Origin of the sequence: Corynebacterium kalidii, from assembly GCF_022869005.1 — a bacterium.
Classification (GTDB): domain Bacteria; phylum Actinomycetota; class Actinomycetes; order Mycobacteriales; family Mycobacteriaceae; genus Corynebacterium; species Corynebacterium kalidii.
The window spans coordinates 201875-228422 of the sequence record NZ_JALIEA010000016.1 but is presented as its reverse complement, the minus strand read 5'-3'; the positions used below and the strand labels follow the sequence as shown (position 1 = coordinate 228422).

Annotated in this window: 24 protein-coding genes, 5 tRNA genes and 1 pseudogene; 6 read left to right on the top strand and 24 right to left on the bottom strand. The window is 68.0% G+C overall.

All coding sequences use genetic code 11. The annotated features are described in order from the left end of the window. Positions 1-92 precede the first annotated feature (92 nt). From murA to MUN33_RS10655, 4 genes are all read right to left on the bottom strand, one after another. Positions 93-1373 (bottom strand): UDP-N-acetylglucosamine 1-carboxyvinyltransferase, encoded by a 1281-nt coding sequence (gene murA / locus MUN33_RS10670; RefSeq protein WP_244804884.1) that lies wholly within the window; start codon positions 1371-1373, stop codon positions 93-95. A gap of 21 nt (positions 1374-1394) precedes the next feature. Further along, positions 1395-2243 carry an acetate metabolism transcriptional regulator RamA gene (gene ramA, locus MUN33_RS10665; protein WP_244804883.1) on the bottom strand — a complete coding sequence of 283 codons (849 nt, stop codon included), beginning with the start codon at positions 2241-2243 and terminating at the stop codon, positions 1395-1397. 198 nt (positions 2244-2441) lie between these two features. Then, a complete protein-coding gene (locus MUN33_RS10660; RefSeq protein WP_244804882.1) occupies positions 2442-2924 on the bottom strand; it encodes a DUF2505 family protein in 483 nt (160 codons plus the stop codon). A 1-nt stretch (position 2925) separates the two neighbouring features. Beyond that, on the bottom strand, positions 2926-3726 hold the full coding sequence (locus MUN33_RS10655) for an enoyl-CoA hydratase-related protein (protein ID WP_244804881.1): 801 nt from the start codon (positions 3724-3726) through the stop codon (positions 2926-2928). A gap of 152 nt (positions 3727-3878) precedes the next feature. On the opposite strand from MUN33_RS10655, the gene cysK reads away from it, so the two are divergent. Beyond that, positions 3879-4814 carry a cysteine synthase A gene (gene cysK / locus MUN33_RS10650; RefSeq protein WP_244804880.1) on the top strand — a complete coding sequence of 312 codons (936 nt, stop codon included), beginning with the start codon at positions 3879-3881 and terminating at the stop codon, positions 4812-4814. 156 nt (positions 4815-4970) lie between these two features. Next, complete coding sequence (epsC, locus tag MUN33_RS10645) at positions 4971-5555, top strand: serine O-acetyltransferase EpsC (RefSeq protein WP_244804879.1); 585 nt, start codon at positions 4971-4973, stop codon at positions 5553-5555. Positions 5556-5580: 25 nt separating this feature from the next. Here epsC and MUN33_RS10640 read toward each other — a convergent pair whose 3' ends face one another. The 11 genes from MUN33_RS10640 to MUN33_RS10590 form a co-directional block, all read right to left on the bottom strand. Further along, entirely contained in the window at positions 5581-5868 is a 288-nt protein-coding gene (locus MUN33_RS10640; protein WP_244804878.1) for a GNAT family N-acetyltransferase, read from the bottom strand. A gap of 96 nt (positions 5869-5964) precedes the next feature. Then, a tRNA-Phe gene (locus MUN33_RS10635) sits at positions 5965-6037 on the bottom strand. A gap of 32 nt (positions 6038-6069) precedes the next feature. Beyond that, positions 6070-6146, bottom strand: a tRNA-Asp gene (locus tag MUN33_RS10630). Between the two features lie 87 nt (positions 6147-6233). Then, positions 6234-7169, bottom strand: coding sequence for an MsnO8 family LLM class oxidoreductase (locus MUN33_RS10625; protein WP_244804877.1), 936 nt, complete (start codon positions 7167-7169; stop codon positions 6234-6236). Positions 7170-7249: 80 nt separating this feature from the next. Next, positions 7250-7323: transfer RNA gene (locus tag MUN33_RS10620), tRNA-Asp, on the bottom strand. Positions 7324-7358: 35 nt separating this feature from the next. Next, a tRNA-Glu gene (locus MUN33_RS10615) sits at positions 7359-7431 on the bottom strand. A gap of 116 nt (positions 7432-7547) precedes the next feature. After that, positions 7548-8282 carry a YggS family pyridoxal phosphate-dependent enzyme gene (locus MUN33_RS10610; RefSeq protein ID WP_244804876.1) on the bottom strand — a complete coding sequence of 245 codons (735 nt, stop codon included), beginning with the start codon at positions 8280-8282 and terminating at the stop codon, positions 7548-7550. 81 nt (positions 8283-8363) lie between these two features. After that, on the bottom strand, positions 8364-10445 hold the full coding sequence (pabB, locus tag MUN33_RS10605) for an aminodeoxychorismate synthase component I (protein ID WP_244804875.1): 2082 nt from the start codon (positions 10443-10445) through the stop codon (positions 8364-8366). Positions 10446-10491: 46 nt separating this feature from the next. After that, positions 10492-10758: a metal-sensitive transcriptional regulator gene (locus MUN33_RS10600; protein ID WP_244804874.1), complete on the bottom strand. Its 267-nt coding sequence runs from the start codon at positions 10756-10758 to the stop codon at positions 10492-10494. A gap of 86 nt (positions 10759-10844) precedes the next feature. Further along, positions 10845-13283, bottom strand: a complete 2439-nt coding sequence (gene ppsA, locus MUN33_RS10595; RefSeq protein WP_244804873.1) for a phosphoenolpyruvate synthase — start codon at positions 13281-13283, stop codon at positions 10845-10847. A gap of 38 nt (positions 13284-13321) precedes the next feature. After that, positions 13322-14125: a pyruvate, water dikinase regulatory protein gene (locus MUN33_RS10590; protein WP_244804872.1), complete on the bottom strand. Its 804-nt coding sequence runs from the start codon at positions 14123-14125 to the stop codon at positions 13322-13324. Positions 14126-14324: 199 nt separating this feature from the next. Between MUN33_RS10590 and MUN33_RS14310 the strand changes: the two are divergent. Further along, positions 14325-15147 (top strand): annotated as a pseudogene (locus MUN33_RS14310) (transposase); the annotation flags it as partial. An 80-nt stretch (positions 15148-15227) separates the two neighbouring features. On the opposite strand, the gene MUN33_RS10580 reads toward MUN33_RS14310, so the two are convergent. Then, a tRNA-Lys gene (locus MUN33_RS10580) sits at positions 15228-15300 on the bottom strand. A gap of 49 nt (positions 15301-15349) precedes the next feature. Beyond that, positions 15350-16852 (bottom strand): succinyl-CoA:acetate CoA-transferase ScpC, encoded by a 1503-nt coding sequence (gene scpC, locus MUN33_RS10575; protein WP_244804871.1) that lies wholly within the window; start codon positions 16850-16852, stop codon positions 15350-15352. 220 nt (positions 16853-17072) lie between these two features. Between scpC and dusB the strand changes: the two genes are divergently transcribed. Both dusB and phoU read left to right on the top strand, forming a co-directional pair. Then, on the top strand, positions 17073-18272 hold the full coding sequence (dusB, locus tag MUN33_RS10570) for a tRNA dihydrouridine synthase DusB (RefSeq protein WP_369414957.1): 1200 nt from the start codon (positions 17073-17075) through the stop codon (positions 18270-18272). A 65-nt stretch (positions 18273-18337) separates the two neighbouring features. After that, positions 18338-19075 carry a phosphate signaling complex protein PhoU gene (gene phoU / locus MUN33_RS10565; RefSeq protein ID WP_244804870.1) on the top strand — a complete coding sequence of 246 codons (738 nt, stop codon included), beginning with the start codon at positions 18338-18340 and terminating at the stop codon, positions 19073-19075. 20 nt (positions 19076-19095) lie between these two features. On the opposite strand, the gene MUN33_RS10560 is transcribed toward phoU, so the two are convergent. The 7 genes from MUN33_RS10560 to MUN33_RS10530 form a co-directional block, all read right to left on the bottom strand. Then, positions 19096-19614, bottom strand: coding sequence for a gluconokinase (locus MUN33_RS10560; RefSeq protein WP_244804869.1), 519 nt, complete (start codon positions 19612-19614; stop codon positions 19096-19098). A 62-nt stretch (positions 19615-19676) separates the two neighbouring features. Next, entirely contained in the window at positions 19677-20453 is a 777-nt protein-coding gene (pstB, locus tag MUN33_RS10555) for a phosphate ABC transporter ATP-binding protein PstB (protein ID WP_244804868.1), read from the bottom strand. A gap of 22 nt (positions 20454-20475) precedes the next feature. Beyond that, positions 20476-21414, bottom strand: a complete 939-nt coding sequence (gene pstA / locus MUN33_RS10550) for a phosphate ABC transporter permease PstA (RefSeq protein ID WP_244804867.1) — start codon at positions 21412-21414, stop codon at positions 20476-20478. Between the two features lie 14 nt (positions 21415-21428). Further along, positions 21429-22502, bottom strand: coding sequence for a phosphate ABC transporter permease subunit PstC (gene pstC, locus MUN33_RS10545; RefSeq protein ID WP_244804866.1), 1074 nt, complete (start codon positions 22500-22502; stop codon positions 21429-21431). A 49-nt stretch (positions 22503-22551) separates the two neighbouring features. Continuing rightward, the gene (gene pstS / locus MUN33_RS10540) at positions 22552-23634 is read right to left on the bottom strand and encodes a phosphate ABC transporter substrate-binding protein PstS (protein WP_244804899.1); all 1083 of its coding nucleotides are present in this window, start codon (positions 23632-23634) and stop codon (positions 22552-22554) included. A gap of 157 nt (positions 23635-23791) precedes the next feature. Beyond that, on the bottom strand, positions 23792-24775 hold the full coding sequence (gene mshD, locus MUN33_RS10535) for a mycothiol synthase (RefSeq protein WP_244804865.1): 984 nt from the start codon (positions 24773-24775) through the stop codon (positions 23792-23794). Between the two features lie 32 nt (positions 24776-24807). Continuing rightward, positions 24808-25488 carry a winged helix family transcriptional regulator gene (locus MUN33_RS10530; protein WP_244804864.1) on the bottom strand — a complete coding sequence of 227 codons (681 nt, stop codon included), beginning with the start codon at positions 25486-25488 and terminating at the stop codon, positions 24808-24810. 176 nt (positions 25489-25664) lie between these two features. Between MUN33_RS10530 and MUN33_RS10525 the strand changes: the two genes are divergently transcribed. Next, positions 25665-26531 (top strand): LmeA family phospholipid-binding protein, encoded by an 867-nt coding sequence (locus MUN33_RS10525; RefSeq protein WP_244804863.1) that lies wholly within the window; start codon positions 25665-25667, stop codon positions 26529-26531. Positions 26532-26548 lie beyond the last annotated feature (17 nt).

The following is a 26548-nucleotide window of genomic DNA, read 5'->3' as shown; positions in this document are numbered from 1 at the left end:
CACTCAGAACAACAACCCACACACTGTGCAGCGCCGGTCGCTCTGACTCGCATTAATCTACACAGCACCCACCACAGACACAAAACACCAGGTCAGTCCTTGGAGTGGCGTCCCGACCCCGCGGACTCGCGCGTCACCGTCGCCCCGAGGTCCACCAGCTTCTCCACGAACCCGGGGTAACCACGGTCGATGTGGAAGACGTCGTTGACCTGGGTAACGCCGTCGGCACACAGTCCGGCGAGGACCAGGCCGGCCCCGGCACGGATGTCCGACGACCAGACCGGTGCGCTGCTGAGCTCCTCGACACCGCGGATACTCACGTGGTGACCGTCGATGGTCATGTCCGCCCCGAGGCGTGTCATCTCGTCGACGAACCGGAACCGGGACTCGAAGATGTTCTCGGTGATCACACTCATGCCCTCGCTCACCGCGCACAGTGCGATGGCCATCGGCTGGAGGTCGGTCGGGAACCCCGGGAACGGCAGGGTCTGGTAGTCCACCGCCGTGGGGCGTTCCTCCTGCGACACCCGGAACCCCGACGGGTAGGTCTCCACCTTCGCACCGACGAGCTTCAGCTTCTCGAGCACGAGGTGCAGGTGTGCCGGGTCGATACCGCCGACGGTGATGTCGCCACGTGTCATGGCCGCGGCGTAGGCCCACGTCCCCGCGACGATCCTGTCGCCGACGACCTCGTGGTCGACCGGGTTGAGCTTGTCGACACCCGTGACGGTGATCGTGTTGCTCCCCTCGCCCTCCAGCTGGGCACCCATGTCCCGCAGCATCAGGCACAGGTCGACGATCTCGGGTTCCCGCGCGGCGTTGTCCAGGACCGTCGTCCCCTCGGCGAGGACCGCCGCGGTCAGGATGTTCTCCGTCGCCCCGACCGAGGGGAAGTCCAGCATGACCCGCGCACCGGTGAGCCGCTCGGCCTCCGTGACCACACATCCGTGCTCGATCCGGGTCTTCGCCCCCAGCTTCTCGAGGCCCGACTGGTGCATGTCCAGCGGGCGGCTGCCGATCGCGTCTCCCCCCGGCAGCGCGACCACCGCCCGATGGCACCGGGCGGTCAGCGGTCCGAGCACGCATACCGACGCGCGGAACTGACGGACCGCGTCGATGTCCGCGTCCGAGGAGATCTCGGCCGGCGTGTGGATCGTGACGGTCCCCCCGTCCAGTTCAACCTCGCACCCCAGGCCCCGGAGGACCTCCGCCATATAGGGGACGTCGGCGATATCGGGGCAGTTCCGTAGAACGGTCGTCCCTTCCGCGAGGAGAGCTGCCGACATGAGTTTCAGGACGCTGTTCTTCGCGCCGTCCACCCGGACCGAACCGTTGAGACGGGCACCGCCAGTTACGAGGAAATGATCTTTCACCCGTCCCATCCTACCCGGGGATCAGGGAAGGGCGCCGATCCTGCGTGCGGCGTTGACCGCCTCGTACCGGGTGTGCGCCCCGAGCTTGCGCATCACCGAGCGCAGGTAGCTCTTCACCGTCTCGGCACCGATCCCCATCTCCTCGGCCGCTTCGACGTTGGTATGCCCCAACGCCACGCAGGCGAGCACGTCGAGCTCACGGGCGGAGAGCTTCGTGGTCTGTTTCACCCGTACCGGGCTGACCATCTGGTCGCAGAGGATCTCCAGGTCACGCCGGATGTCGTCGTCGACGACGCGGTTGGCGAGCATCCGCAGCCGGGAATGGGTCGCGCGGACCTGTTCCCACTCCGCACCGGTCATCGCGCGGGGAGGCTTCGCCGACGACTCCCGGGCCGTCCCGACCTCCGTGCGACGCAGCGCGTTGTTGACCGCCAGGTCCTGCTCCAGCACCCGGGCGGTCATCGTGACCTCCTCCAGGACCTTGTCCCCCATCCGGACCGGGGAGTGGACCCCGGCGTAGAGCACGCCCCGCATGTCCCTTCCGACGATCACCGGTACGGCGACGATGGAGTGCAGTCCCTCGTCCCGGACGGGACGGTCGTACTCGTGGGTGATCGACTTGGCGCGCGCGTAATCCGAGACACCGACCGGGCGACGGGTGGCCATCACCCTGCCGCCGACCCCCTGGCCCGAGTCGATGGTGAGGTTGTTGAGCGCCGGCGTCCGCAACCCCACCCACTGGTTGATCACCATGCGTCCGTCCGGCTGGCACGACCCGAACATCGTGACGGGAATCCCCGTCGAGTTCTTCAGTGACGACAGTGCTGATCGGATGGCGTCGTCATCATCCCGGTGACGCTGCTGGTCCACGGCGCACCTTTCTGTAGAGATCGGCTGTCACCCCCGATCAGGTCACACCCGAGTGCGGGGGAACACGGGGTTTTACAGATCTTGAGTATAGAAAGATCTGAGCACTCCCCCAAAACCCGCAGGTCATGAGGTCGCCCCCGATGCCGGGGTTGCTTCCCACCCCCGGTAAACAAAAGCCGGACACCCCCGTTTCCCTCCCTAACCGGCGGCCATCCGGCGGATCCTGTCCACCGCCTTGTCGACGCCCTCGTCGGAGCTCTCGAGGAGTTTCTTCGCGATCTTCCCGCCCACCAGGGGAATCCGGCAGTCGGCGATGACCTCGATGTGCGCCGTGACAGTCGACTCCCCTGCCCGGGTGTAGTTCATGACCATCGTCAGTTTCCCGATCCCCTTGGGCAGTGGTGTCACCGTCGTGGCCACGAAACCGTCCCCGGAGACCGGCGTGATGTCCGTGATCTGCTCGATGCCGAAGCCAGGGCTCCCGTCCTCCTTCTCCTGGGCCGCGACGACCCTGGCGTGGACCGTCCCGTCGTCGTCCACGGTGCGCTCCGCCTCGGAGAGGACGAGCTTCGAGGTGGAGGCGTCGTCGACGGTGAGGAGGTAATCCTCCGACGACACGATGTCGCGGACCGTCTCGAGCGGGAGGTCGATCGTCCTGGTGAGTTCAGTGGTCTTCGTCATCTCAGCGGTGCTTCCATTCCGGCGTGCGCTTCTCGACGAATGCGCTCATGCCCTCTTTCTGGTCCTCGGTGGCGAACATCCCCCAGAACGCCTCCCGCTCCTGCCGGAGGCCTTCCTGCAGCGGCGTGTTCAGTGCGGCGTCGACCGCCTCGGTGGCCGCCGCCAACGCCACGGCCGACTGCGCCGCCACCGTGTCGGCGACGGTCGCGACCTCGTCCAGGAACCCCTCGGCCGGGAGGACGCGGGAGACCAGGCCCGCACGCTCGGCCTCCTCGGCACCCATCATCCGGCCGGTGAGGATCAGGTCCATGGCCTTGTACTTCCCGACCGCGCGGGTCAGGCGCTGGGTTCCGCCCATACCCGGGATCACGCCCAGGGTGATCTCCGGCTGCCCGAACTTCGCCTTCTCGCTGGCCAGGATGATGTCGCCCATCATCGCCAGCTCGCATCCGCCGCCGAGCGCGAACCCGGAGACCGCGGTGATGATCGGTGTCTGCACCGTGGAGACACGTTCCCACATGGCGTAGAACCGCCTGAGCTTGATGTCGGGCCAGGTCTGGTCCTTCATCTGGGTGATGTCCGCACCGGCGGCGAACGCCTTCTCGGAACCGGTGACGACGATCGCCCGGACACACGGGTCGGCGTCGAAGGTCTCGAGCGCCGCGATGACCTCCTCCATGACCGTCTGGTTCAGCGCGTTGAGCGCCCGGGGCCGGTTGAGCGTGATCGTGGCGACGGCCCCGTCCACTCCCCCGGTGCTCGTGATGATTGTCTCGGGCTGTTGCCCTGTCTGTTCACTCATACCTCGATTGTGTCACAGCAGGCGCCTCCACAGGCCGGCTCCGCCCCCGCGTCCCGTGGCGTAGCGGCTGAAGATTGTGTAGACTGGCCGAAACATACAGACAGACCGATCGGTCTGTCAGGCTGAGGGAAACGAAAGGACCATTCACCAGCATGGCTAAGATCTACGAGAACATCACTGACCTGATCGGCAACACTCCCCTGGTGAAGCTGAACAGGCTCACCGAGGGACTGCCCGGCACCGTCGCCGTGAAGCTCGAGTCCGCCAACCCCGGCAACTCCGTCAAGGACCGCATCGGCGTGGCGATCATCGAGGCCGCCGAGAAGGACGGGTCCCTCAAGCCCGGTGGGACGATCGTCGAGGCGACCTCCGGCAACACCGGTATCGCCCTGGCCACCGTCGGCGCCGCCCGCGGCTACAAGGTCATCCTGACCATGCCCGAGTCCATGTCCCTGGAGCGTCGCATCATGCTGCGCGCCCTCGGCGCCGAGCTGGTCCTCACGCCCCCGCCCGCCGGCATGCAGGGTGCCGTCGACAAGGCGAACGAGATCGTCGAGTCCACTGAGAACGCCGTGCTGGCCCGTCAGTTCGCCAACCCCGCCAACCCCGAGGTCCACTACCGGACGACCGGCCCGGAGATCTGGGAGGACACCGACGGCGCCGTCGACGTGTTCATCGCCGGCGTCGGCACCGGCGGCACCGTTTCCGGTGCCGGCAAGTACCTCAAGGAGCAGAACGAGAACGTCCGCGTGATCGGCGTCGAGCCCAAGGACTCCCCGCTCCTGACCGAGGGCACCTTCGGCCCGCACAAGATCCAGGGCATCGGCACCAACTTCTTCCCGGACAACCTGAACAAGGACATCCTGGACGACGTCTACGACGCCACCATCGAGGACTCCGTCAAGTACGCCCGCGAACTCGCCGCCAAGGAAGGCATCCTCGTCGGCATCTCCACCGGCGCGAACATCTGGGCGGCGCTCGAGGAAGCCAGGAAGCCGGAGAACGAGGACAAGCTGATCGTCGCGGTCGTCGCCGACTTCGGTGAGCGCTACGTCTCCACCCTCCTGTTCGACGACCTGCGCGACTAGCGCCTGTCCCGCCCGAGAAAACCCACGGCCCCGGAGCACGGAGACGCCCGTATCATCAGGTGACACGCACCTGCACGGACGTGACCGAGCACCGAGGCCGTTCTCCATGCAGTACCGAGAAAACGCTGACGCACGACAAGAAGGAGGACTCCGCCGGTGAGTCTGCTGCGCACCATCAAGGAAGACCTGGACAACGCGAGGACACACGACCCAGCGGCCCGCGGTGACCTCGAGAACGCACTGGTGTACTCCGGTCTCCACGCGATCTGGAGCCACCGCATCGCCCACCGCCTGTGGATCCGTGGCGCCAAGGGCCCCGCCCGCGTCCTCAGCCAGTTCACCCGGTTCCTCACCGGCGTCGAGATCCACCCCGGAGCCACGGTCGGACGCCGGTTCTTCATCGACCACGGCATGGGTGTGGTCATCGGCGAGACCGCGGAGATCGGCGACGACGTGATGCTGTACCACGGGGTCACCCTCGGCGGCTCCGAACTGGTCCAGCGCAAGCGGCACCCCACCATCGGTGACGGTGTCATGGTCGGTGCCGGGGCGAAGGTCCTCGGCCCGATCACCATCGGCGCCCGCTCCGCCATCGGCGCCAACTCCGTCGTCACGAAGGACGCACCGGCCGACTCGATCCTCATCGGCGCGCCGGCGAAGGTGCGGCACCGCAAGGCCGACGAACGGACCCCCCTGGTCGACCCCGCGGGCTACGTCAACGACATGCAGAACAACATCTGAACGCCCGGGGCCCACCGCACGGGATCTACTGCACCAGGTCGGCGTACCCCGGGTTCTTCGCGATGAACGCCTCCACCGCCGAACAGCTCGGCAGGACGCCGAAGCCCTCGGCCCGGGTGGCGTCCAGGGCGGCCGAGATCAACGGGGCCGACAGGCCCTGGCCGCGGAACGCCGGATCGACGACCGTGTGGTTGAAGTCCCGGACCCCGCCGAGCTGCACGTAGGCCGCGTAACCGGCGACGGTGCCGTCGACCTGCAGCACGTAGCGGCTGGCGTCGATGTCGTGGGTCACGGAGATGTTCTCGGTACTCATGGCACCGAGTCTAGGCGTTCCCGCCGCCGGCGGCGCGGGCACGGACATACGGAAATCCCCCTCGGCACCGCTGTGCCGAGGGGGATGTTCCTGTTGTGCCCAGACCAGGGATCGAACCAGGGACCTTACACTTTTCAGGCGTACGCTCTACCAACTGAGCTATCTGGGCAAGAAAGCCCGGAGGCGGACCTACGGACTGACTGGCGACCCTGACGAGACTTGAACTCGCGACCTCCGCCGTGACAGGGCGGCGCGCTAACCAACTGCGCCACAGGGCCGTGCATCACCGTGACCGGACTGAACCCGATCGCTGTGCACGATGGGATACTGTACACAGCATCCCGGGAATCAGACAAATTGCGAGGTCAAGGCACGATCTTCGGGAGAATCCCGGCCAGGATCCCGTCGCTGCGCGCCTGCCCGGCCCGGTCCGACGCCCCGCCGGTCACCAACAGCTCCGAGGCCCCCGTCCGTCGCGCCAGGGCGGCCACCTCCGCGGCCACCTCGTCCGGTGTGCCGTGGATCGTCGCCTCGAGTCCCCGGGTCACGCGACGACGCTGCTGGGCGGTCAGGTCGGCCTCGTCCAGCTCACCGACCGGCTGCAGCGGCATGAAACGACCGGTGGTCCTCGCCATGACCTGTGCCCACACCTCCGGCAGGACGAGGTCCCGTGCCTCCTCGCGGCTGTCCGCCGCCGCCACCTGGCAGGAGACGACGGCCCCGTCGACACGGGCCGGTTCAGGCCCGCCGAGCACCACCCCGAGGTCCAGTTCCCCGGCCAGGTCGAGCGACCGGCGCGACCCGCCGGTCAGCAGGTGCAGCGCAGGGGGCTCGTCGACCCACGGACGCAGCGTCACCTCCGAACGCCCCCTGAGGTAGCCCACGACCTCCCGGAGCGCCGCGGCGAACCCCTCACGGGCCTCCCCGGCGTCCTCCGGCTGCCGCAGCGCGCGACGGACCGCCGGGGTGAACCCCACCGACGCACCGAGCCCGATGTCGACCCGTCCCGGGAACAGTGCCTGCAGCACCGCCGCCTGCTCGGCGACGACGACCGGCGCATGGTCGAGCACCATGATCCCGGCCGTGCCGACCCGGACCGTCGACGTCGCCTGCCCCACCGCGGCGGCGAGCACTGCCGGGGCACTGCCGGCGATGCCCGGGACGCCGTGGTGCTCGGCGACGAGGAACCGGTGGTAGCCGAGCTCCTCGGCCGCCCGGGCGCGGTCCACGACACGACGCAGGGCCTCGCCGTCGGTGGCCCCGGAGACGACGTTCGCGCGGTCGAGGATGGAGTAACGCATACCCACAACCTAGATCATCCCCATGCACAAACGACGCAGCGGGCGTACACCGTGGTGGTGTACGCCCGCTGCATATCTTGCGACCCTGACGAGACTTGAACTCGCGACCTCCGCCGTGACAGGGCGGCGCGCTAACCAACTGCGCCACAGGGCCATATTCTGGTTGTACGGAAGACGAATCTTTCGCAGTACTCCCAACGGGATTCGAACCCGTGTTGCCGCCGTGAAAGGGCGGAGTCCTAGGCCACTAGACGATGGGAGCCCTACCTCAAGCAGTAGCACACACGGTGACCGTGTCCGCTCCTGTTCGGCAGCCCGTTCAGAATAAACTACCGACCACGGATTCACCAACACGGCCGACAGTAGGCAGGTCAGACACTATTTCTCCGGGTAGTCACGGGCCCCGAAGATGGCCGTCCCCACGCGGACACACGTCGCGCCCTCCTCGATCGCGGTACGGAAGTCACCCGACATCCCCATGGACAGTTCGGTGAGCAGTTCCGGGTCCACCACCGCGTCCTCACGCGCGCGGGCGAGGATCCCCCGGAGATCGGAGAAACACCGGCGGACCTCCCCGGTGTCGGTGGTGTTGGCGGCCACGGTCATGAAACCGCGGACACGCAGCCGGTCGCACCGCGCCGCCGTCTCAAGGACCGTCGCGACCTCGTCCGGACGCGCCCCGGTCTTCGACTCCTCACCGGACGTGTTGACCTGGACCAGCACATCCAGGGAGCGGTCCACCATCTCCAGACGGCGTTGCAGCGCCTCGGCCAGGCGTACCGAGTCGAGCGCCTGGAACTCATGGGCGTGTTCGGCCACCATCCTGGCCTTGTTGGTCTGCAGATGCCCGATGGCGATCCACCGCACCGGCAGGTCGGCCATCTCCACGGCCTTGCGCTGGACCTCCTGCGGCTTGTTCTCGGCGAACTCGTGCATCCCGGCCGTCACGGCGGAGCGGAGCCGCTCGACCGGGACGGTCTTGCTCACCGGGAGGAGCCTGACCTCCGCCGGGTCCCGCCCCGCCGCCAGCGCGGCGGCGTCGACCCTGGCCCGGACGGCGGCGACGGCGTCCCGGAGGTCCTTCACGTCATCGTGTTCCCCATCGTTGTGCATGCCCACCGAGACTAGTCGAGGCCCGGCGGGGCAGTGCCGTCAGATGCGCCGTCTGGCACCGTCTGGCACCGTCTGGCACCGTCAGAGCCTCAGCAGGGGCGCGGCCTTGACCACGGTCTCGTCGTATTCGCCGTCCGGGGTGGACTGGGACACCACCGCGCCCCCGACCCCGTAGCTCAACCTGCTGAAGGAGCCCTCCGCGGTGTACTCGGCCACCAGGGTGCGGATCACCACCGACAGGTCGACCGCCCCGTCGAGGGAGAAGTACCCCACCGCTCCGCTGTAGACCCCGCGTGGCCCGTCCTCCAGCTCCTCGAGGATCCGCAGGGTACGTTCCTTCGGCGCGCCGGTCATCGACCCCGGCGGGAACGCGGCCCGGACCGCGTCGATCCCGTCGACGCCGTCGCCCAACTCCGCGGTGACGGTGCTGACCAGCTGGTGGACCGTCGCGTAGCTCTCCACGCCGAAGAGCTCCGGGACGTCCACGGTGCCCGGCGCGGCGACGCGGCCCAGGTCATGCCGGACGAGGTCGACGATCATGAGGTTCTCCGCGCGGTCTTTCTCGCTGGCCCGGAGTTCGGCACGGATGTCCTCGTCCTCCTGCGGGGTGTCCCCCACCGGGCGGGTCCCCTTGATCGGTGACGAGACGACGCGCCCGTGGGCGTCGACGCTGAGGAAGCGCTCCGGCGAGGTCGACATCACCGTCGCCCCGGGCAGGCGGAGGTAGGCGCCGAAGGGGGCGGGGTTGTCGCGCCGGAGCCGACGGTAGAGGTCGAGGGTGTCCGGAGGGGTGTCGGGCGCAGCGTCGAGCGTCGCCTCCAGGGTGGTGGTCAGGCAGGCCTCGTAGGTCTCCCCCTCCCCGATCAGCCGCTGGATCTCACGGACCTTGCCGGTGTACGCGGCGCGGTCGTGGAGTGTGACCGTGACCCCGGCCGGCCCGGCGTCCGGCGGTGTCTGGCCGGTCAGTCCGCGGATCACCGCGGCGGTCTCGTCCTGCCACGGCCGCCCCTGCTCCCCGTCGAGTGTGAGGAGGTGGGCCTCGGCGGTGTGGTGGTCGACGACGACGGCCCTGCTGAGGAACAGCAGTCCGGCGTCCGGGATCGGTGACAGGTGGCGGTTCGCCGCCCCCTCCCCCGTGGAGCAGTCCTGTTTCACCCCGTAGCCGAGGTACCCCACCCACCCGAGCCGGAAGCCGGTGTCCCGGGCGGCGCCGGACGCGGTGTCTGTGCTGTCTGTGCTGTCTGTGCTGTCTGTGCTGTCTGTGGTGTTCCACTGCGCGAGGTCGGTCTGCAGCCAGCTCAGGACGTCGCCGTCGACGACGTGTCGTCCACCGTCCCGGGACACCTCCAGCGTCCCGGTGGCGACGTCCGCGGTCACGACGGTGTCGGACGCCCCCATGACGCTGTACCGGGCCCGTGGGTCGTCGGCGCGGTTGCCGTCGAGCCACACCGCGTACCGTGCGGCGGACGGGTCGCCGTAGAGCCGGTCGAAGAGTTCCGCGGTGAGGACCCGGGTGTCGCCGGCGGGCAGTGCCACCGTCGTGTCGTGCACGGTGCGGATCCGCCCGTGGCTCCGGGTCACCGTGGCGAAGTTCGCCAGGAGTCCGCGGCCGTGGCCGGACTTCACCGACTCCGGGTGGAACTGCACGCCCCACAGCGACTGCCCCGGGACGCGGAGCCCCATGACGGTGCCGTCGGTGCTCCGTGCGGTGACCTCCACCTGCGGCGGGACGTCCGACACGGCGAGGGAGTGGTAGCGCACCACCTCGAAGGTGGTGGGCAGGCCGTGGAACAGGTCGCTGCCGTCGTGGTCGATGCGCGACAGTCTGCCGTGCATCGGTTCGGCCGCAGGCCCCACCGTCGCCCCGTACATGTGGGCGATGAGCTGGTGACCAAGGCAGATGCCCAGGACGGGCAGCCCCCGGGACACCGCGGCGCGGACCACCTCCGGGCCGATGCCGACGTCGGCGGGGTGCAGCGGGGTCCCCGGCCCCGGGGAGACGACCACGTTGTCGACGGACGCCAGCAGGGCCTCGCCCTCGGACTCCCACCTGGCCCAGTCATTCGGGACGACGACGGGGGCCGCACCGTTGACGGCGGTGAGGTCGTGGACGAGGTTCCAGGTGAACGAGTCGTGGTTGTCGATCAGCAGCGTTCGGATCACCGGGACAAGGCTACCGGGCATGGGCCGGGCACGGGTCTGGCACGGGTCACGCCAGTGACAGGAAGAGCTTCTCCATCTCGTCCTCCCAGTCCTCCGGGGCTTCCCCGTCGGCGGCGGCGAGGCAGTCGCGCATGCCGCCGGAGATGGCCTTGACCCCGGCGCGGTCCAGGGCCCGGGAGACGGCGGCGAGCTGGGTGACGATGTCACGGCAGTCGCGGTCGTCCTCGATCATCGTGATGACCCCGTCCAGCTGGCCGCGGGCGCGCCGCAGCCTCTTCAGGACAGCATCGGACGTCGGGTCGGAGAGTTTCACTGGAGGCTCCTGGAGAGGTCGGATCGTGTGAGGGGTTACCCGGGACACTGTACCCGTGCCGGGACTGGACCGGACGGACGGCGGTGCTACGTGTCCGCTCCGTCGGCTGCCGCTCCGGCCAGGGTCAGCCACGTCTTCACCACCGTGTCGGGTGTCAGCGACATCGACCCGATGCCCTGTTCCACCAGCCATTCCGCGAGGTCGGGGTGGTCGGACGGACCCTGCCCGCAGATTCCGACGTACTTGCCGCGGGCGAGGCAGGACCCGATGACCGAGGCGATGACCTTCAGGACCGCCGGGTTCCGCTCGTCGAAGTCGTGGGCGACCAGGTCGGAGTCCCGGTCGACACCCAGCACCAGCTGGGTCATGTCGTTCGACCCGATCGAGAATCCGTCGACGTGGTCGAGGAACTCGTCGGCCAGCAGGTAGTTCGACGGCACCTCGCACATCATCACGACCTGCAGCCCCTGCCCGTCGGCGTCCCTGGCGCCGGAACCACGGACCAGGCCGTGGGTCGCCATGACCCGGAGCACGTCCTGCAGTTCCTCCACGGTGCGCACGAACGGGACCATGATCCGGACATTGGCCAGGCCCATCTCCTCGCGGACCCGGCGCAGCGCCTCGCATTCCAGGGCGAAGCAGTCCCGGAACTCCTCGGAGACGTAGCGTGCCGCGCCGCGGTAGCCGATCATCGGGTTCTCTTCCCGTGGCTCGAACTGCTCGCCGGCGAGGAGGTTGGCGTACTCGTTGGTCTTGAAGTCCGACAGACGCACGATCACGGGTTTCGGGTGGAAGGCGGCGGCGATCGTCGACACGCCTTCCGCCACCCGTCGGATGAAGAACTCCTCGGGGGACGGGTAGGCGGCGGTGATCCGGTCGACCTGCGACCGCACGTCGGCGGGCAGCGACTCCCGCTCGAGGAGCGCCCTGGGGTGCACCCCGATCTGCCGGTTGACGATGAACTCCATGCGCGCCAGCCCGACCCCGTCGTTGGGCAGCGAGGAGAACGCGAACGCCTGGTCAGGGGTGGCGACGTTCATCATCAGCTTCGTCGGGATCCCGGGCATGGCGTCCAGGCGGGTCTCCTTCTCCTCGAAGGCGACGGACCCGCGGTAGACGCTCCCGGTGTCCCCTTCGGCGCACGAGACGGTCACCTCCTCCCCGTCCGGCAGCACCGATGTCGCGTCGCCGGTACCGACGATCGCCGGGATGCCCAGTTCCCGGGCGATGATCGCGGCGTGGCAGGTCCGTCCCCCACGCTCGGTGACGATCGCCGAGGCCCGCTTCATCACCGGTTCCCAGTCCGGGTCGGTGATCTCGGCGACCAGGACGTCCCCGGTGGCCATCGTGTCCATGTCGCGGACGGAGCGCAGCACGCGCACCGGGCCCGACCCGATCCGTTGGCCGATCGACCGGCCTTCCGCCAGAACCTCCGCCGAGTCCGCCGCGTCACGGTCGATCTCGAACCGTGTCAGGACCTGGCCGTCGTGCCCGCGTCGGGAGACCACCGTCTCCGGGCGGGCCTGCAGGATGTAGAGCTGGCCGTCGACCCCGTCACGCCCCCACTCGATGTCCATGGGACGCCCGTAGTGTTCCTCGATGGCCACGGCGTGCCGCGCGAGTGCGGTGACCTCGTCGTCGTCGATGGAGAACCGGGCGCGGTCGGCGTCGGCGACGTCCTCCCACCGGGTCGCCGAGTCGATCCCCGTGCCCTCGGCGTACCGCATCGCTACCGCCTTGTCGCCCACGGTGCGGGAGAGGACGGCGTCCCTGCCGGACTTCCCGGCCTTGACCGCGGGCTTGTGGACGTAGAACTCGTCCGGGTTCACCGCCCCCTGCACCACCGCCTCGCCGAGACCGTAGGAGGAGGTGATGAACACTGCCCGGTCGAAACCGGACTCGGTGTCGACGGTGAACATCACCCCGGACGCCCCGATGTCGGTGCGCACCATGCGTTGGACGCCTGCGGACAGCGCCACGTCGGCATGCACGAACCCGTGGTGGACACGGTAGGAGATCGCCCGGTCGTTGTAGAGCGAGGCGAAGACGGCCTTCACCGCCTCGAGGAGGTTGTCGATGCCGCCGATGTTCAGGAAGGTCTCCTGCTGCCCGGCGAAGGAGGCGTCCGGGAGGTCCTCGGCCGTCGCGCTGGAGCGCACCGCCCAGGTGACCTCGTCGGGACGGGGGTCGGCGGCGACGAGCTCCTCGTAGGCGTCGCGGATGTCGCGTTCCAGGTCCTGCGGGAAAGGCTGCTCGAGAATCCACCCGCGGATCTGCCCGCCCCGCCGGGACAGTTCGGCGACGTCGTCGGTGTCGAGGGCCTCCAGAACCCCCTCGATGCGCTTGTCGAGACCGTTGACGGCGAGGAAGTCGCGGAAGGCGTCGGCCGTCGTGGCGAAGCCGCCCGGGACGCGCACCCCGGCGTCGGCGAGGTTGACGACCATCTCGCCGAGCGAGGCGTTCTTGCCGCCGACCTGGGCGACGTCGTCCATGCCGATGTCGGTGAAGGGGAGGATAGTGGCCATGGTGGTGTTCCTGTTCATTGTCCGTGGGTGGCGGGCCCCTACGGCTGCCGCAGGTTCATCCGGGTGAGGATGACACTGGACATCTCCTCGACACTCATGGCGTGGGAGTCGACGTAGGGGATCCTGTGGGAGCGGTAGAGCTTCTCCGCCTGGCGGAGTTCGGTACGGCACCGGGGGACGCTGGCGTAGTCGCTGCCGGGCCGACGTTCACCCCGGACCTGGCTGAGTCGCTGCACCGTGGTGGTCAGTCCGAACAGTCTGTCGCGGAAAGGAGCGACAGCGTCCGGAAGGTGGCCGGGGGTGTCGTCGTCGGTCAGGGGGTAGTTGGCGACCCGCAGTCCGTGCTGCAGCGCCAGGTACATCGCCGTGGGGGTCTTCCCGCAGCGCGACGGCGCGAGGATGATCAGGTCTGCGCTGTCCAGACCCCGGAAACTCGCGGCGTCGTCGTGCTCGATGGTGTATTCCACGGCGTTGATACGGTCGTGGTAACGGCCGAGGTCGCCGACCCGGTGGTATTCCGTGGACGTGCCGGTGCGTTCGGCACCGAGGAACTGCTCCAGGTGCGCCAGGTGCGCCCCCAGCAGGTCGATGACCTCACCGGAGGCCGTCGAGACGACGGCGGCGACCTCGGCGTCCCTGATCGTGACGAAGACGATGGGCACGGCGCCGTCCTCCCCCGCGATGGTCGCGACCGCGCGGGCCGCGGCGTCCACGGAGTCGACGAACGGGAGTACGCGCCGGCGGAACGAGAATCCGGGGAACTGGGCGAGCAACGCATTCCCCTGGGTCTCCGCGGTGATGCCCGTGCTGTCGGACACGAAGAAGACAGGTCTGGGCTCCACGACCCACCACCTCCGCATCACAGATCGACACCAGCACGAGACCACCCGACTTTAACACTGCAGCAGGCACCGGATGTCCGTTTTCACCCCCGTTCGGGTCTGCCGGACGGCAGCGCGCCGCCTGCACTGCGACGACAAGCCGGCTCGTCGCGGTTCGACGTGCGTAGCTGACGGTGGGGCAGGATCGGTGCGGCACAACATGTGGAGGCCATGGCCAGTACAAGGCGGGAGCTTGCGAAGCCACCACCTGAGGCGAACCAAGACCTTGGAAGTGCCCCATTCAGGGAACCTCGTCGCCGACACCGGACCGATCACCATCATCAACGCCACCTCGGTCGCCGTCGGCGACCACTGCCCCGGCAGCTGGTCGACCTGCCCATGGTCGGTTTGCCGCCTCGCCTACACATCCGGCTACCGCACGTCACCTGCGCTAAGACCTCCTTCGTCCGGAAAACCTTCCAGACCTCGAAAGCCCTCTGCGCCTGAGAGCCCGGGGCAATGGTGGTTTCGATGCATGGAAACCGACAATGCCCCGGGCTCTCAGGCCGAGCCTGTCAATGCTGCCCGGACCCACCTGGACGGGGTCCGGGTCCTCGGTATCGACGAGCACGGACCGTACACCGTTGATCGACATGCGCCCGGGATGCAGTGCCGAGGTTCTGCGACCCTGGTTGGCTGAGCGTGATCAGCAGCTCCGGGCCTTGCTGACCAAGACTGACTATCTCACCGACCGGCAGAAGCAACGCCCGGCCTGCTATGGGACACCGACGATGACTACGTGGCATTGCAGGTCACCTGGGGGTTCTACCAGGACGTCATCGCCGCGTACTCACATCCGCGCAGGCCCGAGGGCAAGAAGGTGATGACGCGGCTGATCAACACCCTGCGCACGGGGCTGCCGAGGGGGTTGGAGGAGCTTGCGCAACTCGGGCGGACACTGTGGCACCGCCGTGATGACATCCTGGCGCACTTCGTACATCGGAGCATCCAACGCGCCGGTCGAGGCGATCAACGGACAGCTGAGGGAGCGGATCACCGCACTCCAAAACGAGAAGAGCCGACAAAACCCCCGGCCATCACTGACCGGGGGTCGTACTGTTTGTGGGCCCTGTGGGGCTCGAACCCACGACCTGCGGATTAAAAGTCCGTAGCTCTACCAACTGAGCTAAAGGCCCGCAAACGCACCCCGCCTGGCGAGGTGCGTCGTTCAGTCTAGTGCATGCACTACTTGTGCATCGAACCGGTCTCGAGGAACCGGGTGTGGAACTCGAAAGCCCTCGCCAGGTCGTGCGGGGTCTGCTGGAACTTGCTCTTCGAGGCAGCCTCGACGTACTCCTCCAGCAGCGGACGGTAGGACTCGTGGGCGATGTCGACCATCTTCTTCACACGGTCACGCGGTGCCAGGCCACGCAGGTCGGCGAAGCCGTTCTCCGTGATGATCACCATGGCGTCGTGCTCGTGGTGGTCGATGTGGGAGGCGAACGGCACGATGGCCGAGATGTCTCCGCCCTTGGCCACCGACGGGCTGATGAACGAGGAGACCTGGGCGTTACGGGTGAAGTCACCCGAGCCGCCGATACCGTTCATCACGCGCGAGCCGGACACGTTGGTGGAGTTGATGTTGCCGTAGATGTCGGCCTCGATCATGCCGTTGGTGGCGATCAGGCCGAGGCGACGGATGACCTCGGGGTGGTTCGAGACCTGCTGCGGGCGCAGGATGATGCTCTCGCGGTAGCGGGCGGCCTCCGCGTTCATCTTCTCGGCATACTCCGGGGACAGGGAGAAGGACGTGGCCGAGGCGACGGTCATCTTGCCGGCGTCGATCAGGTCGACCATGCCGTCCTGGATGACCTCGGTGTAGGCGGTGATGTTCTCGAACTTGGAGTCGAGCAGCCCCGCCATCACGGCGTTGGGCACGTTACCGACACCCGACTGCATGATGTACCGGTCGTAGGACAGGCGGCCGGCGCGGACCTCCCCCTCCAGGAAGTCCAGGAAGTGCCCGGCGATCTTCTTCGAGGTCTCGTCCGCCGGGGTGAACGGCGCGTTGCGGTCGGGACGGTCGGTCTCGACGACGGCGACGACCTTGCTGGTGTCGAACTCCAGGGCGGTGCCGCCGATGCGGTCACCGGGCGCGGTGATGTTGATCGGGGTGCGCTGCCCGGCCGGCTCGATGCGGTAGATGTCGTGCATGCCCTCGAGGTCGCGGGACTGCCACTCGTTGACCTCGATGATCACCTTGTCGGCGGCGTCGATGAACTCGATGTTGTTGCCCACCGCGGAAGACGGGACGACGGTGCCGTCCTCACGGATGGCGACGGCCTCGATGATGGCGACGTCGAACTTGCCGAAGAACCCTTCCTGCACCTGCTTGCCCAGGTGGGACAGGTGGATGTCCCAGTACTTCGCCTCACCGGCGTTGATCTGCCCACGCAGGACCGGGTCGGAGTTGTACGGGGTGCGGTAGCTGATCGCGTTGGCCTCGGCGAGGACACCGTCGCAGTCGACGGCGGTGGAGGCGCCGGTGAACAGTTCGATCTGGAACTCGTCGCCACGGTCGTGGGCGGCCTTGGCGCGTTCAGCGATCGCGGTGGGGAGGGCCTTGGGGTAACCCGCCCCGGTGAATCCCGAGGTGCCGACCTTGTCGCCGTTGTTGACGAACTCAGCGGCCTCCTCGGCCGACATGACCTTCGACTTCAGTCCGCTGTGTGCAATGCGCTCAGACACTCTTTCTCCTCAATGTAGTCCCGTTGTATCGGAAGTATCTCTGCAATTATCACAGTTTGTTTCTGTCCCAAACGTGAGCTCCACCACCATTGATAGCACACCGGCGTGGAACGACGGCAGTTCACTGGAACGTGCGGGTGTGACCGCACACTCCCGAGTGTAGTTGCCGTCGACATCACACCGCTTTGCACCTCCCCCTCCCCGGTGTGAGAATCAGGGGGTGAGCACCGCGACGACCACCGAACCAGCACCAGCACTCTCCATCGGACGCTTCGACCTCGACTCCCCCGTCGTCCTGGCGCCGATGGCGGGCGTGACCAACGTCGCCTTCCGGACGTTGTGCCGGGAGCAGGAACGCGAGCGCATGGGCAGCGTCGCCGGACTCTACGTCTGCGAGATGGTCACCGCGCGCGCCCTGGTGGAGCGCAACCCGAAGACGATGCACATGACCACCTTCGCCCCGGACGAGGACCCCCGCAGTCTGCAGCTCTACACCACGGACCCGGAGTACACCTACCGTGCCGCCCGGATGATCGCCGAGGAGGACCTCGCCGACCACATCGACATGAACTTCGGCTGCCCGGTGCCCAAGGTGACCCGACGGGGCGGCGGTTCCGCGCTGCCGTTCAAACGGCGCCTGTACGCCTCCATCGTGCGCGCGGCCGTGACCGCCGTCGCCGACGCCGGCCGTTCCGACATCCCGGTGACGGTGAAGTTCCGGGTCGGCATCGACGACGACCACCACACGCACCTCGACGCCGGACGCATCGCCGCCGACGAGGGCGCGGCCGCCGTCGCCTGCCACGGACGCACCGCCGCACAGCGGTACTCGGGCACCGCCGACTGGGAGCAGATCGCCCGGCTGGTGGAGCACATGGACGGCACCGGCGTCCCCGTCCTCGGCAACGGCGACATATTCAAGGCGTCGGACGCCGCGACGATGATGGCCCGCACCGGCTGCGACGGGGTCGTCGTCGGGCGTGGCTGCCTGGGACGTCCGTGGCTGTTCGCCGAACTGTCGGCGAACCTCCGGGGGCTCCCCGTCCCCGAGGAGCCCACCCTCGCCGAGGTGTGCCGCATCATCATGCGCCACGCCGAGCTACTGTCCGCCCACGAGGGCGAGACCTACGGCGTCCGCGAGATGCGCAAGCACATGGCCTGGTACATGCGCGGATTCCCCGCCGGTGGCGAGATCCGCCGCCAGTTGTCGCAGATCACCGATCTGGAGTCGTTGCGCGGTGTCCTCGACCCCATGTGGGACTCGAAGGCCCGGGCGGTCGACGCCGACGGTCCCCGCGGTCGCCAGGGCTCGCCCGGGAAGGTCGCCCTGCCAGACGGGTGGCTGGACGACCCCGAGGACCTCACCAGTGCGGTCCCCGAGGACCCGGACGCGGACGGGGCGGCCACCAACGGAGGGTAATACCTCGGACGAAAGTACACCGTGTTCACCGAGCGAAGTGGCCCTACCACCCGTACACTGGCCACATGCGCACCGTGTACCAGGAACAGATGCGGACCTTCGCCCATGAACTCGCAGTCATGGCCGACAAGGTCCGTCAGATGATGTCTCAGGCGTGCGACGCCCTGTTCAACCAGGACATCGACGTCGCCGAGCAGGTCCTCAGCTCCGTGGCGGCAGTGGAGGAACTGCGTCAGAGCAACGAGACACGGTCCTTCGAGCTCCTCGCACTGGAAGGCCCGGTGGCCCGTGACCTGCGACAGGTCGTCTCCGGCACCTACATCGTCGAGGACCTCGCCCGTATGGCCACCCTCGCCGTGCATGTCGCACGGATGGCGCGGCGTCGTCACCCGGAACCGGCGCTGCCGGAGATCACCCAGCCCTACTTCCGGGAGATGGCGCGCCTGGTCGACGGCATCGGCGGGAAGCTGCACGACGTGCTGGTCACCTACGACCCCGAGAAGGCGATGGAGCTCGCTCTCGACGACGACGCCGTCGACGACCTCCACGAGCACATGTTCCACATTACCGGCAAGAAGGAATGGCCGTACCCGGTCTCCGCCGCGGTGGACGTGACGCTGCTGTCGCGCTTCTTCGAGCGCTACTCGGACCACGCCGTGAACATCGGCACCCGCGTGGTGTACCTGGCGACCGGGAAGCGTCCGGAGGAGTACGAGCTGTCGCGGCGTTCCGAGGAACAGCAGGAGACGATGCGCGAGCAGTTCGACGAGATCCGCCGCCGCTACGGCGCCGACCCGTTCTAGGCACCCTCCCCCTTGGCCCCCTAGTCCGCGTGACGGGCCACGGTCAGTGCCGCCAGCGCGGCGTCCGCCAGCACCTCGGGTGACTGCGCGGCGTCGACCCGCACGCCGGCTTCATCGGCGCGGAGACGTTCCAGCTCAGCGTACTGGGACTGCAGGACGTCCTCGTCGGGGTAGGCCCCGGTGCGCTTCAGCGAGCGTTCCCGGATGACGTCGGCGGTCCCGTGCACGTGCACGAAGAACACGAACCCCTCGGCCTCTCGGAAGATATCGCGTGCGCGGCGTCCCAGCCCCAGACTCACCACCACGGTGGAGTTCCCCTGTTCCGCCTGCTCGGTGAGCCAGTCGCGGATGGCGTAGGCCCACGGCAACCGCTCCTCCGGAGTGAGGAAGCCCCCCGACTGCATCTTCCGCCGGACCTCGTCGGGTTGCAGCTCCACGGCGGTGGCCGCCGTGAACCCCGTGCGCTTCTGCAGTTCTGCGGCGAGCGGAGCTTTACCGCTGCCGCTCACCCCCATCAGGACGATATGTACCGGTGCCATCACCGACTCCTTTCCACTGTGCCCCCACTCTGGCACAGAACCGTCGCGGGGGTGGGAAAGAGCTATCCGAAACGCCCCGAGATGTAGTCCTCGGTCTCCTTGCGCTCCGGGTTCTCGAAGATCTTCTTCGTGGGACCGACCTCCACCAGCTGCCCCGGCTTCCCGGTGGCCTCCAGGGAATAGAACGCCGTCTGGTCGGACACACGGGCAGCCTGCTGCATGTTGTGCGTCACGATGACGATGGTGAACTCCTCCTTCAGCTCGTGGATGAGGTCCTCCACGGCCAGGGTGGAGATCGGGTCCAGGGCGGAGCACGGCTCGTCCATGAGCAGCACCTCCGGCTCGACCGCGATGGCCCGTGCGATGCACAGACGCTGCTGCTGACCACCCGACAGGCCACCGCCGGGCTTGTCGAGGCGGTCCTTGACCTCCTCCCACAGGTTTGCCGAGCGCAGCGAGCGCTCCGCGACCTCGCGCAGCTTCTTCTTGTTCTTCTCGCCGGACAGCTTCAGACCGGCGACGACGTTCTCCTCGATGGACATCGTCGGGAACGGGTTGGCCTTCTGGAACACCATGCCGATCGTGTTGCGCACGGCGACGGGGTCGATGTTGCGGCCGTAGATGTTCTCGCCGTCGAGCAGGACGTCTCCCTCGACGTAGGCGCCGGGGATGACCTCGTGCATGCGGTTGAGCGTGCGCAGGACGGTCGATTTCCCGCAACCGGACGGGCCGATGAACGCGGTGACGGACCGCGGCGGGACCTCCAGGTTCACGTTCTGCACGGCGTGGAAGTCGCCGTAGTAGATGTTGACGTTGTTGAGGTCGAGGCGTTTGGCCATGTCGTGGGAACCTTTACTCTTCTCAGCTGGACTTGATCGAGAACTTGTTGGAGATGATCCGGGCGCCGATGTTCAGCGCACCGATGATGACGACGAGGGTCAGCGCGGCCCCCCACAGCCGGGAGAGCACTTCGTCGCTGGCCTGGAGCTTGTACATCTCCAGCATGAACAGGGGCAGAGAGTTCTGGTTGCCGTCGAAGACGTTCCAGTTGATCACCGGGGTCGCGCCGACCAGGATCAGGACCGGTGCGGACTCGCCCATCACGCGGGCCACGGCGAGCATGATGCCGGTGACGATGCCGGACAGCGCGGTCGGCAGGACGATCCGCATGATCGTCTTCCATTTCGGGACGCCCAGGGCGTAGGCCGCCTCGCGGAGGTCCATCGGCACGATGCGCAGCATCTCCTCGGTGTTCCGGACGATCACCGGGATCATCAGCAGCACCAGCGCGAGCGACACGGCGAAGCCGGAGCGCTCGAAGCCGAACATGGTGATCCACATCGCGTAGACGAACAGGGCGGCCACGATCGACGGGACACCGGTGAGGATGTCCACCATGAAGGTGGTGGTGCGTCCCAGCCACCCGCCACGGGAGTACTCCACGAGGTAGACGGCGGTGAACACACCGACCGGCACGGAGATCACCGTGGTGACCGCGGCCTGGGTCAGCGTACCGATGATCGCGTGGGAGATACCTCCACCGGCGACGTTCGACAGCTGGCCGAACATGTCGTAGGCCCACCAGTCGGGGCTCAGGAGAGCCGGCAGACCGCGCTCGACGAGCACGAAGAGGACCCAGACCAGCGGGAGGATCGCGATCCCCATGGTCGCGTAGATCACCCAGGTGGCCAGGTTGTTGCGGAACTTGCGTCCGGTGGAGATGTCGCTGAACCCGCTCGGGGCGAGCGCGGCGTGTGGTCGTTGTTCGAGACTGCTGGGGGACGGGGCTGCGGCGGTCATGGTTCTCGTCCTCCTCACTTTCGGTTGTTGACCAACGCCCGCGCTGCGGCGTTGACCAGGAAGGTCAGTATGAACAGCACGAGTCCGGCGGCGATGTAGGCGCCCGCCTTCAGGTCGTCGTTGAACTCCGGGGCGGCGTTGGCGATGGCGGTGGCGAACGTCGTGCCACCGTCCATCAGCGAGCCCCGGAAGCCCGGGGCGGAGGCGATCACCATGTACAGCGCCATGGTCTCACCGAGCGCCCGGCCGAGGCCGAGCATCGCGCCGGAGATGTACCCGGACTTGCCGAACGGCAGGACGGTCATGCGGACCACCTCCCACCGGGTCGCTCCCAGGGCGAGTGCGGCCTCGATCTGTCCGCGCGGGGTCTGCACGAAGACCTCCCGCGCGGTCGCGGCGATGATCGGCAGGATCATGATGGCGAGCACGACGCCACCGGTGAAGATGTTCCGGCTCGTCGAGAACGCCGGGGAGGTCCCCTGCTGCCAGTCGAAGAGGAAGAAGCCGCCACCCCACCCGACGAGCCACTCGTAGAACCCGCCGAGCGCCGGCCCGAGCACCTGCATACCCCAGATACCGAAGACGATCGACGGCACCGCGGCCAGGAGGTCGATGACGAACCCCAGCGGACGCACGGCCCGCTTCGGGCAGTAGTTCGACAGGAAAATGGCGATGCCCAGTGCCACCGGCATCGCGATGATCAGGGCCAGCACGGACACCATGACCGTGGTGAAGAACAGGTTCGGGATACCGAACTGCATCCACCCGCCGTCGTTGGCAGCGTAGTTCAGGTTCCAGCGGTCACCGAAGGTGAAGAAGCTGAGGAGCCCGTCCCGCTCGCGTGACAGCGCCGGGATCGCCTGGAGGATGAGGAACAGGCCGATGGCGCCGATGATCACGGTGATGAACACGGCGGCGCCGGTCGACAGGGACTCGAAGATCCGGTCGCCGGGGCGTTTGGTGGCTCGTTTCTTCACCACCGGCACGTTACCGGACGGGCCGGTCGACGGCGCAGGGTCTTGTGGCACGCCGGTGGCGGGGACGGGGGCCGTCACCGAACCGTCCGTGTCACCGATGGAGTGGGACATAAAAGTGGCTACCTCACGGTCACTGGTGCTGGTGGTCTGCAGACAGGAGCTACTGCAGTGCGTCGACGGCGGTCTCGAGCTTCTCCTTGAAGGAGCCGCTCAGCGGGATGTAGCCGGCTTCCTCGAGCTGCTCGTTCTGGTTGTCCAGGATCGTGTGCAGGAAGTCCTTGACCTGACCGGCGGTCTCCTCGTCGTAGCCGGCGGAGCAGACGATCTCGTAGGTGGTGAGTGCCAGCGGGTAGGCCCCCTCCTCCTTCATCGCGTACAGCGCCTCGGAGTCGACGACCAGGTTGTTGCCCTCCCCGGAGAACGACACCTCGGCCAGTGCCTTGTTCACGGTCTCGGCGTTGAGCTCGGTCGGGCCGGCACCGAAGTCGATGTTGGCGATGCCCAGGTCGTTGGCCGTGGCGAAGCCGGACTCCACGTAGGTGATGGAACCGTCGGTGGCCTTGACCTGGTCGGCGACGCCGGACGAGCCCTGGGCACCGGAACCGACGTTCGTCGGGAAGGTCTTGCCCTCGGTCTCCCACTCGCCGTCGGTGGCCGTCTTCAGGAAGGACTGGAAGTTGTCGGAGGTACCGGACTCCTCGGCGCGGTAGAGGACGTCGATCGGCTCGTCCGGCAGGTCCACACCCTCGTTCTCCGCGGCGATGGCCCCGTCGTTCCAGTTCCGGATCTCGCCCTTGAAGATCTTCGCGACGGTGTCGACCGACAGGTTGAGGTCGTCGACGCCCTCGAGGTTGTAGGCCACGGCCACCGGGCCGACGACCATCGGCAGGTGCCAGGCATCGTTGCCGCCACAGCGCTCGGCGGCGGCCGCGGCCTGCTCCTCGTCCAGCGCGGAGTCGGAACCGCCGAAGTCCACCTGGTTGGCGATGAACTGCTTCTGGCCGGCGCCGGACCCGGTGGCGTTGTACGCCAGGGTGGCTCCCGGGACGGCGGAGGAGTAGGCGACGCCGAACTGCTCCATGGCCTTCTGCTGGGAGCTCGCGCCCTCGCCGCGCAGTTCACCCTGGGAGTTGGTGAGGTCGTAGGAGCTCTCGGTGTCGGCTCCACCGTCGCCGCTGCCGGAGTTCGAGCAGCCGGTGAGGATCAACGAGCCGGCGGCGACGGTCGCCGCTGCGGCGGTCATGGCACGGCGACGGGTAGTCAGGGTCTTCACAGTGGGGCATCCTTAAACATGCGTTGTGGGCTTACGTCATGTAGGACCCTAGAGTCCGCCGGTGAACACGAGACCCGCCGAAGGTGAACGGAAGATGAACATATCCCCGGTCGACGGGCGGAGACCGTCAGATCATGCCACGGTAGACGACGTCCCGGTGCACGACCTCGAAGCCGAGCCTCCGGTAGGTGGCCACCGCCGGGGCGTTGTCGCCCTCCACGTAGAGGTCCACCGCCTCGGCGCCGCCGTCGAGGAGATGGCCGATCCCCAGCAGCGTCACCGGCCCGCCGAGGCCACGTCCGCGCGCGGCGTCGGCCAGGCACACCACGTACACCTCGCCGTGGGTGTCGCCCGCGGGGCGCTTCGTCCAGTGGAACCCCAGGCATTCACTGCCGTCGAAGAGGAGGATCACCCCGGCCGGGTCGAACCAGTCGACGTCGCGCGCGGCGATCAGCCTGGAGAGGTCCCAGCCGCCCTGTTCCGGGTGCCAGGCAAACGCCTCGTTGTTGACCCGGACCCATTCCGCGTCGACGTGGTCGGCGCCGAAGGCCTCGCAGGCCGACGGGTAGTCCATGACGTCGAGCCCCTCGCCCCGCACCGTGGCGGTGGCCTCGTCCCGTCCGGCGAGCAACGCCGCCCGGCGGTCGGCGTCGGTGCAGTCCACCGACATCTTCAGCAGTTCACGCACGGTGCGGGCACGTCGGTCACCGGCGAACCCCTTCGCCGCGTCCAGGTCGCCGTGGGACCACACACTCAGCGGCCGTTCGGTGTCGAGCTGCCGCCCCATCTCGCGCAGCAGCCCGCTGGCCACGCCCCGACGCCGCACGTCCGGGAGCACCGCCATCTCGGCGACGTAGGACGGGTTGACCGACAGCACGCCGACGACCCGGCCGTCGAACTGCGCGGTGAGGTGCCGGTAGCCGTCGGCGCCGCTGTCGACGTCCCCGTCGAGACTGCGCAGGAATGCCTCGCTGTACGGCGCCACCCCGTCGGCCGCCTCCACGTCGGCGAGCAGCGCGCGGACGCCGTCGATTCCGTCGGCGCCATCGGTACCGGTGGTCGGGTGGAGTTCCCGGTACAGGGGGGTCAGCGGCGTGTTCTCGGCGTTCATTACGGCTCTCCTCGGGGATGTCAGGGGGCGTCTCAGGGGGCGTCCAGCTCCACGGCTTTGTACCCCACATTACGCACCGTGGCGATGACCTTCTCGTACTCGTGGCCGAGCTTCGCCCGCAGACGGCGCACGTGCACGTCGACGGTGCGCGTGCCGCCGAAGTAGTCGTACCCCCACACGTCCTGCAGCAGCTGTTCCCGGCTGAACACCCGGCCAGCGTGCTTGACCAGGAAGTACAGCAGCTCGAACTCCTTGTAGGTCAGGTCCAGGGGGCGCCCCTCGACACGGGCGACGTAGGTGACCTCGTCCACGATCAGTCCGCCGATCGTGGCGACCTGGCTGTCCTCCGCCTCCTCGACAGGCACGGGACGGCGGGTCATCAGCATCCGCAGCCGTGCGTCGACCTCGGTCGGGGTCGCGGCGGGCAGCAGGAAGTCGTCCACCGCCCACGACCCGTCCAGGGCGATGACGCTGGTCTCCTCGATGGCGACGGACACCGGCAACGTCGGGTACGCCGCGGCGACCGAACGGCAGAGGTCGCGGGCGCCCAGCAGGTTGCTCCCCGTGACGTCGATCATCACGACCTCGGCACCGCCGATCTCCTTCACGGACGCCGGGGCCGGCGGGAGGAGCAACACCTCGTGGGACAGCAGTGCCAGCGAGGGAAGCACCTCCGAGACCTCGTTCTTGTCCGAGAGCACGGTCAGTTTCACGGCCGTCGTCCTTCCGTCGGTGTCACTCGCCGGGAACGCTCCGTTCCGGCACCGTCACCACATTACACCGGCCGGACCTGCACAATCGCGGCGACCGACCAGTGCAACAGCATCGAAACGAAGACGTAACAATCCACACATTCGTCGCAGCCCCGGTGCCTTTGTATGCTGGGGCGGTGACCGAGACCACCGCCGAGACCACCCCGCAGAGCACCGGACGCCGTCCCCGCCGCACGGTGACGACCGTCGTCCTGATCGTCGTCGCGGCACTGACGGCCACCCTCGGTGTGGCCGTGGTCGCCGACAGCCTGGTGGCCGCGCGGGTCGAGAAGCGGATCTCCGACCGGATCTTCCGGGAGTCCCACCTGGCCACCCCACCCCACGTCCAGGTGACCGGCATGCCCTACCTCGCCGCCGTCTTCACCCACAAGGTGCCCTCGATCCACGTGGAGTCCACCGACGTGGAGATCCCCGGCTTCGGACGGGTGACCGTCTCCTCCTCCGCCACGAAGATCACCCTCGGCCGGGACGCCGTGTTGTCCGGTGACTTCTCCGACGCCCCCGCCCAGGAGGTGTTCACCCGCATCCAGATGGACACCGTCGAACTCGGCGAACGCATGGGCATCGCAGACCTCGGCCTGACCTCCCAGGACGACTCCTCCCCCACCGGCGGGTGGGAGACCGAGGCCTACCTCTCCGGCACGCCCGCCGGGTTGGCGGAGGAGGACTCCGGACGCTACGAGGTCGGCGTCCGACTCCGGGTGTGGCAGGGCGACGTCTACCTCACCCCGACGGAGATCACCGACACCCCGGACTCCACCGCGCCCGGAGACGTCGACGACGACGTCGCGGAGAAGGTCCTCGACGCCTTCACCCTGGAGCTCCCCGGCGGGGACCTCCCCTTCCGCAGCCCGCCGCGACGGGTGTACACCGCCGGCGGCACCCTGTTCGTCGAGGCGGAGCAGAACTACACCCGCGTCAGCGTCACCGACCTCGCCCCGCGGTCGCGCCCGCTGGACGAGGACGAGCAGGCGGGACTCTGATCCCCCGGCAGACCCGG

Bases quoted from the DNA above. Each gene is read 5' to 3' on its own strand.
- MUN33_RS10655 (WP_244804881.1), bottom strand. From the start codon at position 3,726: ATGAGTGAACAGACAGGGCAACAGCCCGAGACAATCATCACGAGCACC.
- pstC (WP_244804866.1), bottom strand. From the start codon at position 22,502: ATGTCCCACTCCATCGGTGACACGGACGGTTCGGTGACGGCCCCCGTC.
- ppsA (WP_244804873.1), bottom strand. From the start codon at position 13,283: ATGGCCACTATCCTCCCCTTCACCGACATCGGCATGGACGACGTCGCC.
- MUN33_RS10625 (WP_244804877.1), bottom strand. From the start codon at position 7,169: ATGCGTTACTCCATCCTCGACCGCGCGAACGTCGTCTCCGGGGCCACC.
- MUN33_RS10660 (WP_244804882.1), bottom strand. From the start codon at position 2,924: ATGACGAAGACCACTGAACTCACCAGGACGATCGACCTCCCGCTCGAG.
- pstA (WP_244804867.1), bottom strand. From the start codon at position 21,414: ATGACCGCCGCAGCCCCGTCCCCCAGCAGTCTCGAACAACGACCACAC.
- phoU (WP_244804870.1), top strand. From the start codon at position 18,338: ATGCGCACCGTGTACCAGGAACAGATGCGGACCTTCGCCCATGAACTC.
- MUN33_RS10640 (WP_244804878.1), bottom strand. From the start codon at position 5,868: ATGAGTACCGAGAACATCTCCGTGACCCACGACATCGACGCCAGCCGC.
- pstS (WP_244804899.1), bottom strand. From the start codon at position 23,634: ATGACCGCCGCAGCGGCGACCGTCGCCGCCGGCTCGTTGATCCTCACC.
- cysK (WP_244804880.1), top strand. From the start codon at position 3,879: ATGGCTAAGATCTACGAGAACATCACTGACCTGATCGGCAACACTCCC.
- MUN33_RS10610 (WP_244804876.1), bottom strand. From the start codon at position 8,282: ATGCACAACGATGGGGAACACGATGACGTGAAGGACCTCCGGGACGCC.
- MUN33_RS10560 (WP_244804869.1), bottom strand. From the start codon at position 19,614: ATGGCACCGGTACATATCGTCCTGATGGGGGTGAGCGGCAGCGGTAAA.
- mshD (WP_244804865.1), bottom strand. From the start codon at position 24,775: ATGAACGCCGAGAACACGCCGCTGACCCCCCTGTACCGGGAACTCCAC.
- pstB (WP_244804868.1), bottom strand. From the start codon at position 20,453: ATGGCCAAACGCCTCGACCTCAACAACGTCAACATCTACTACGGCGAC.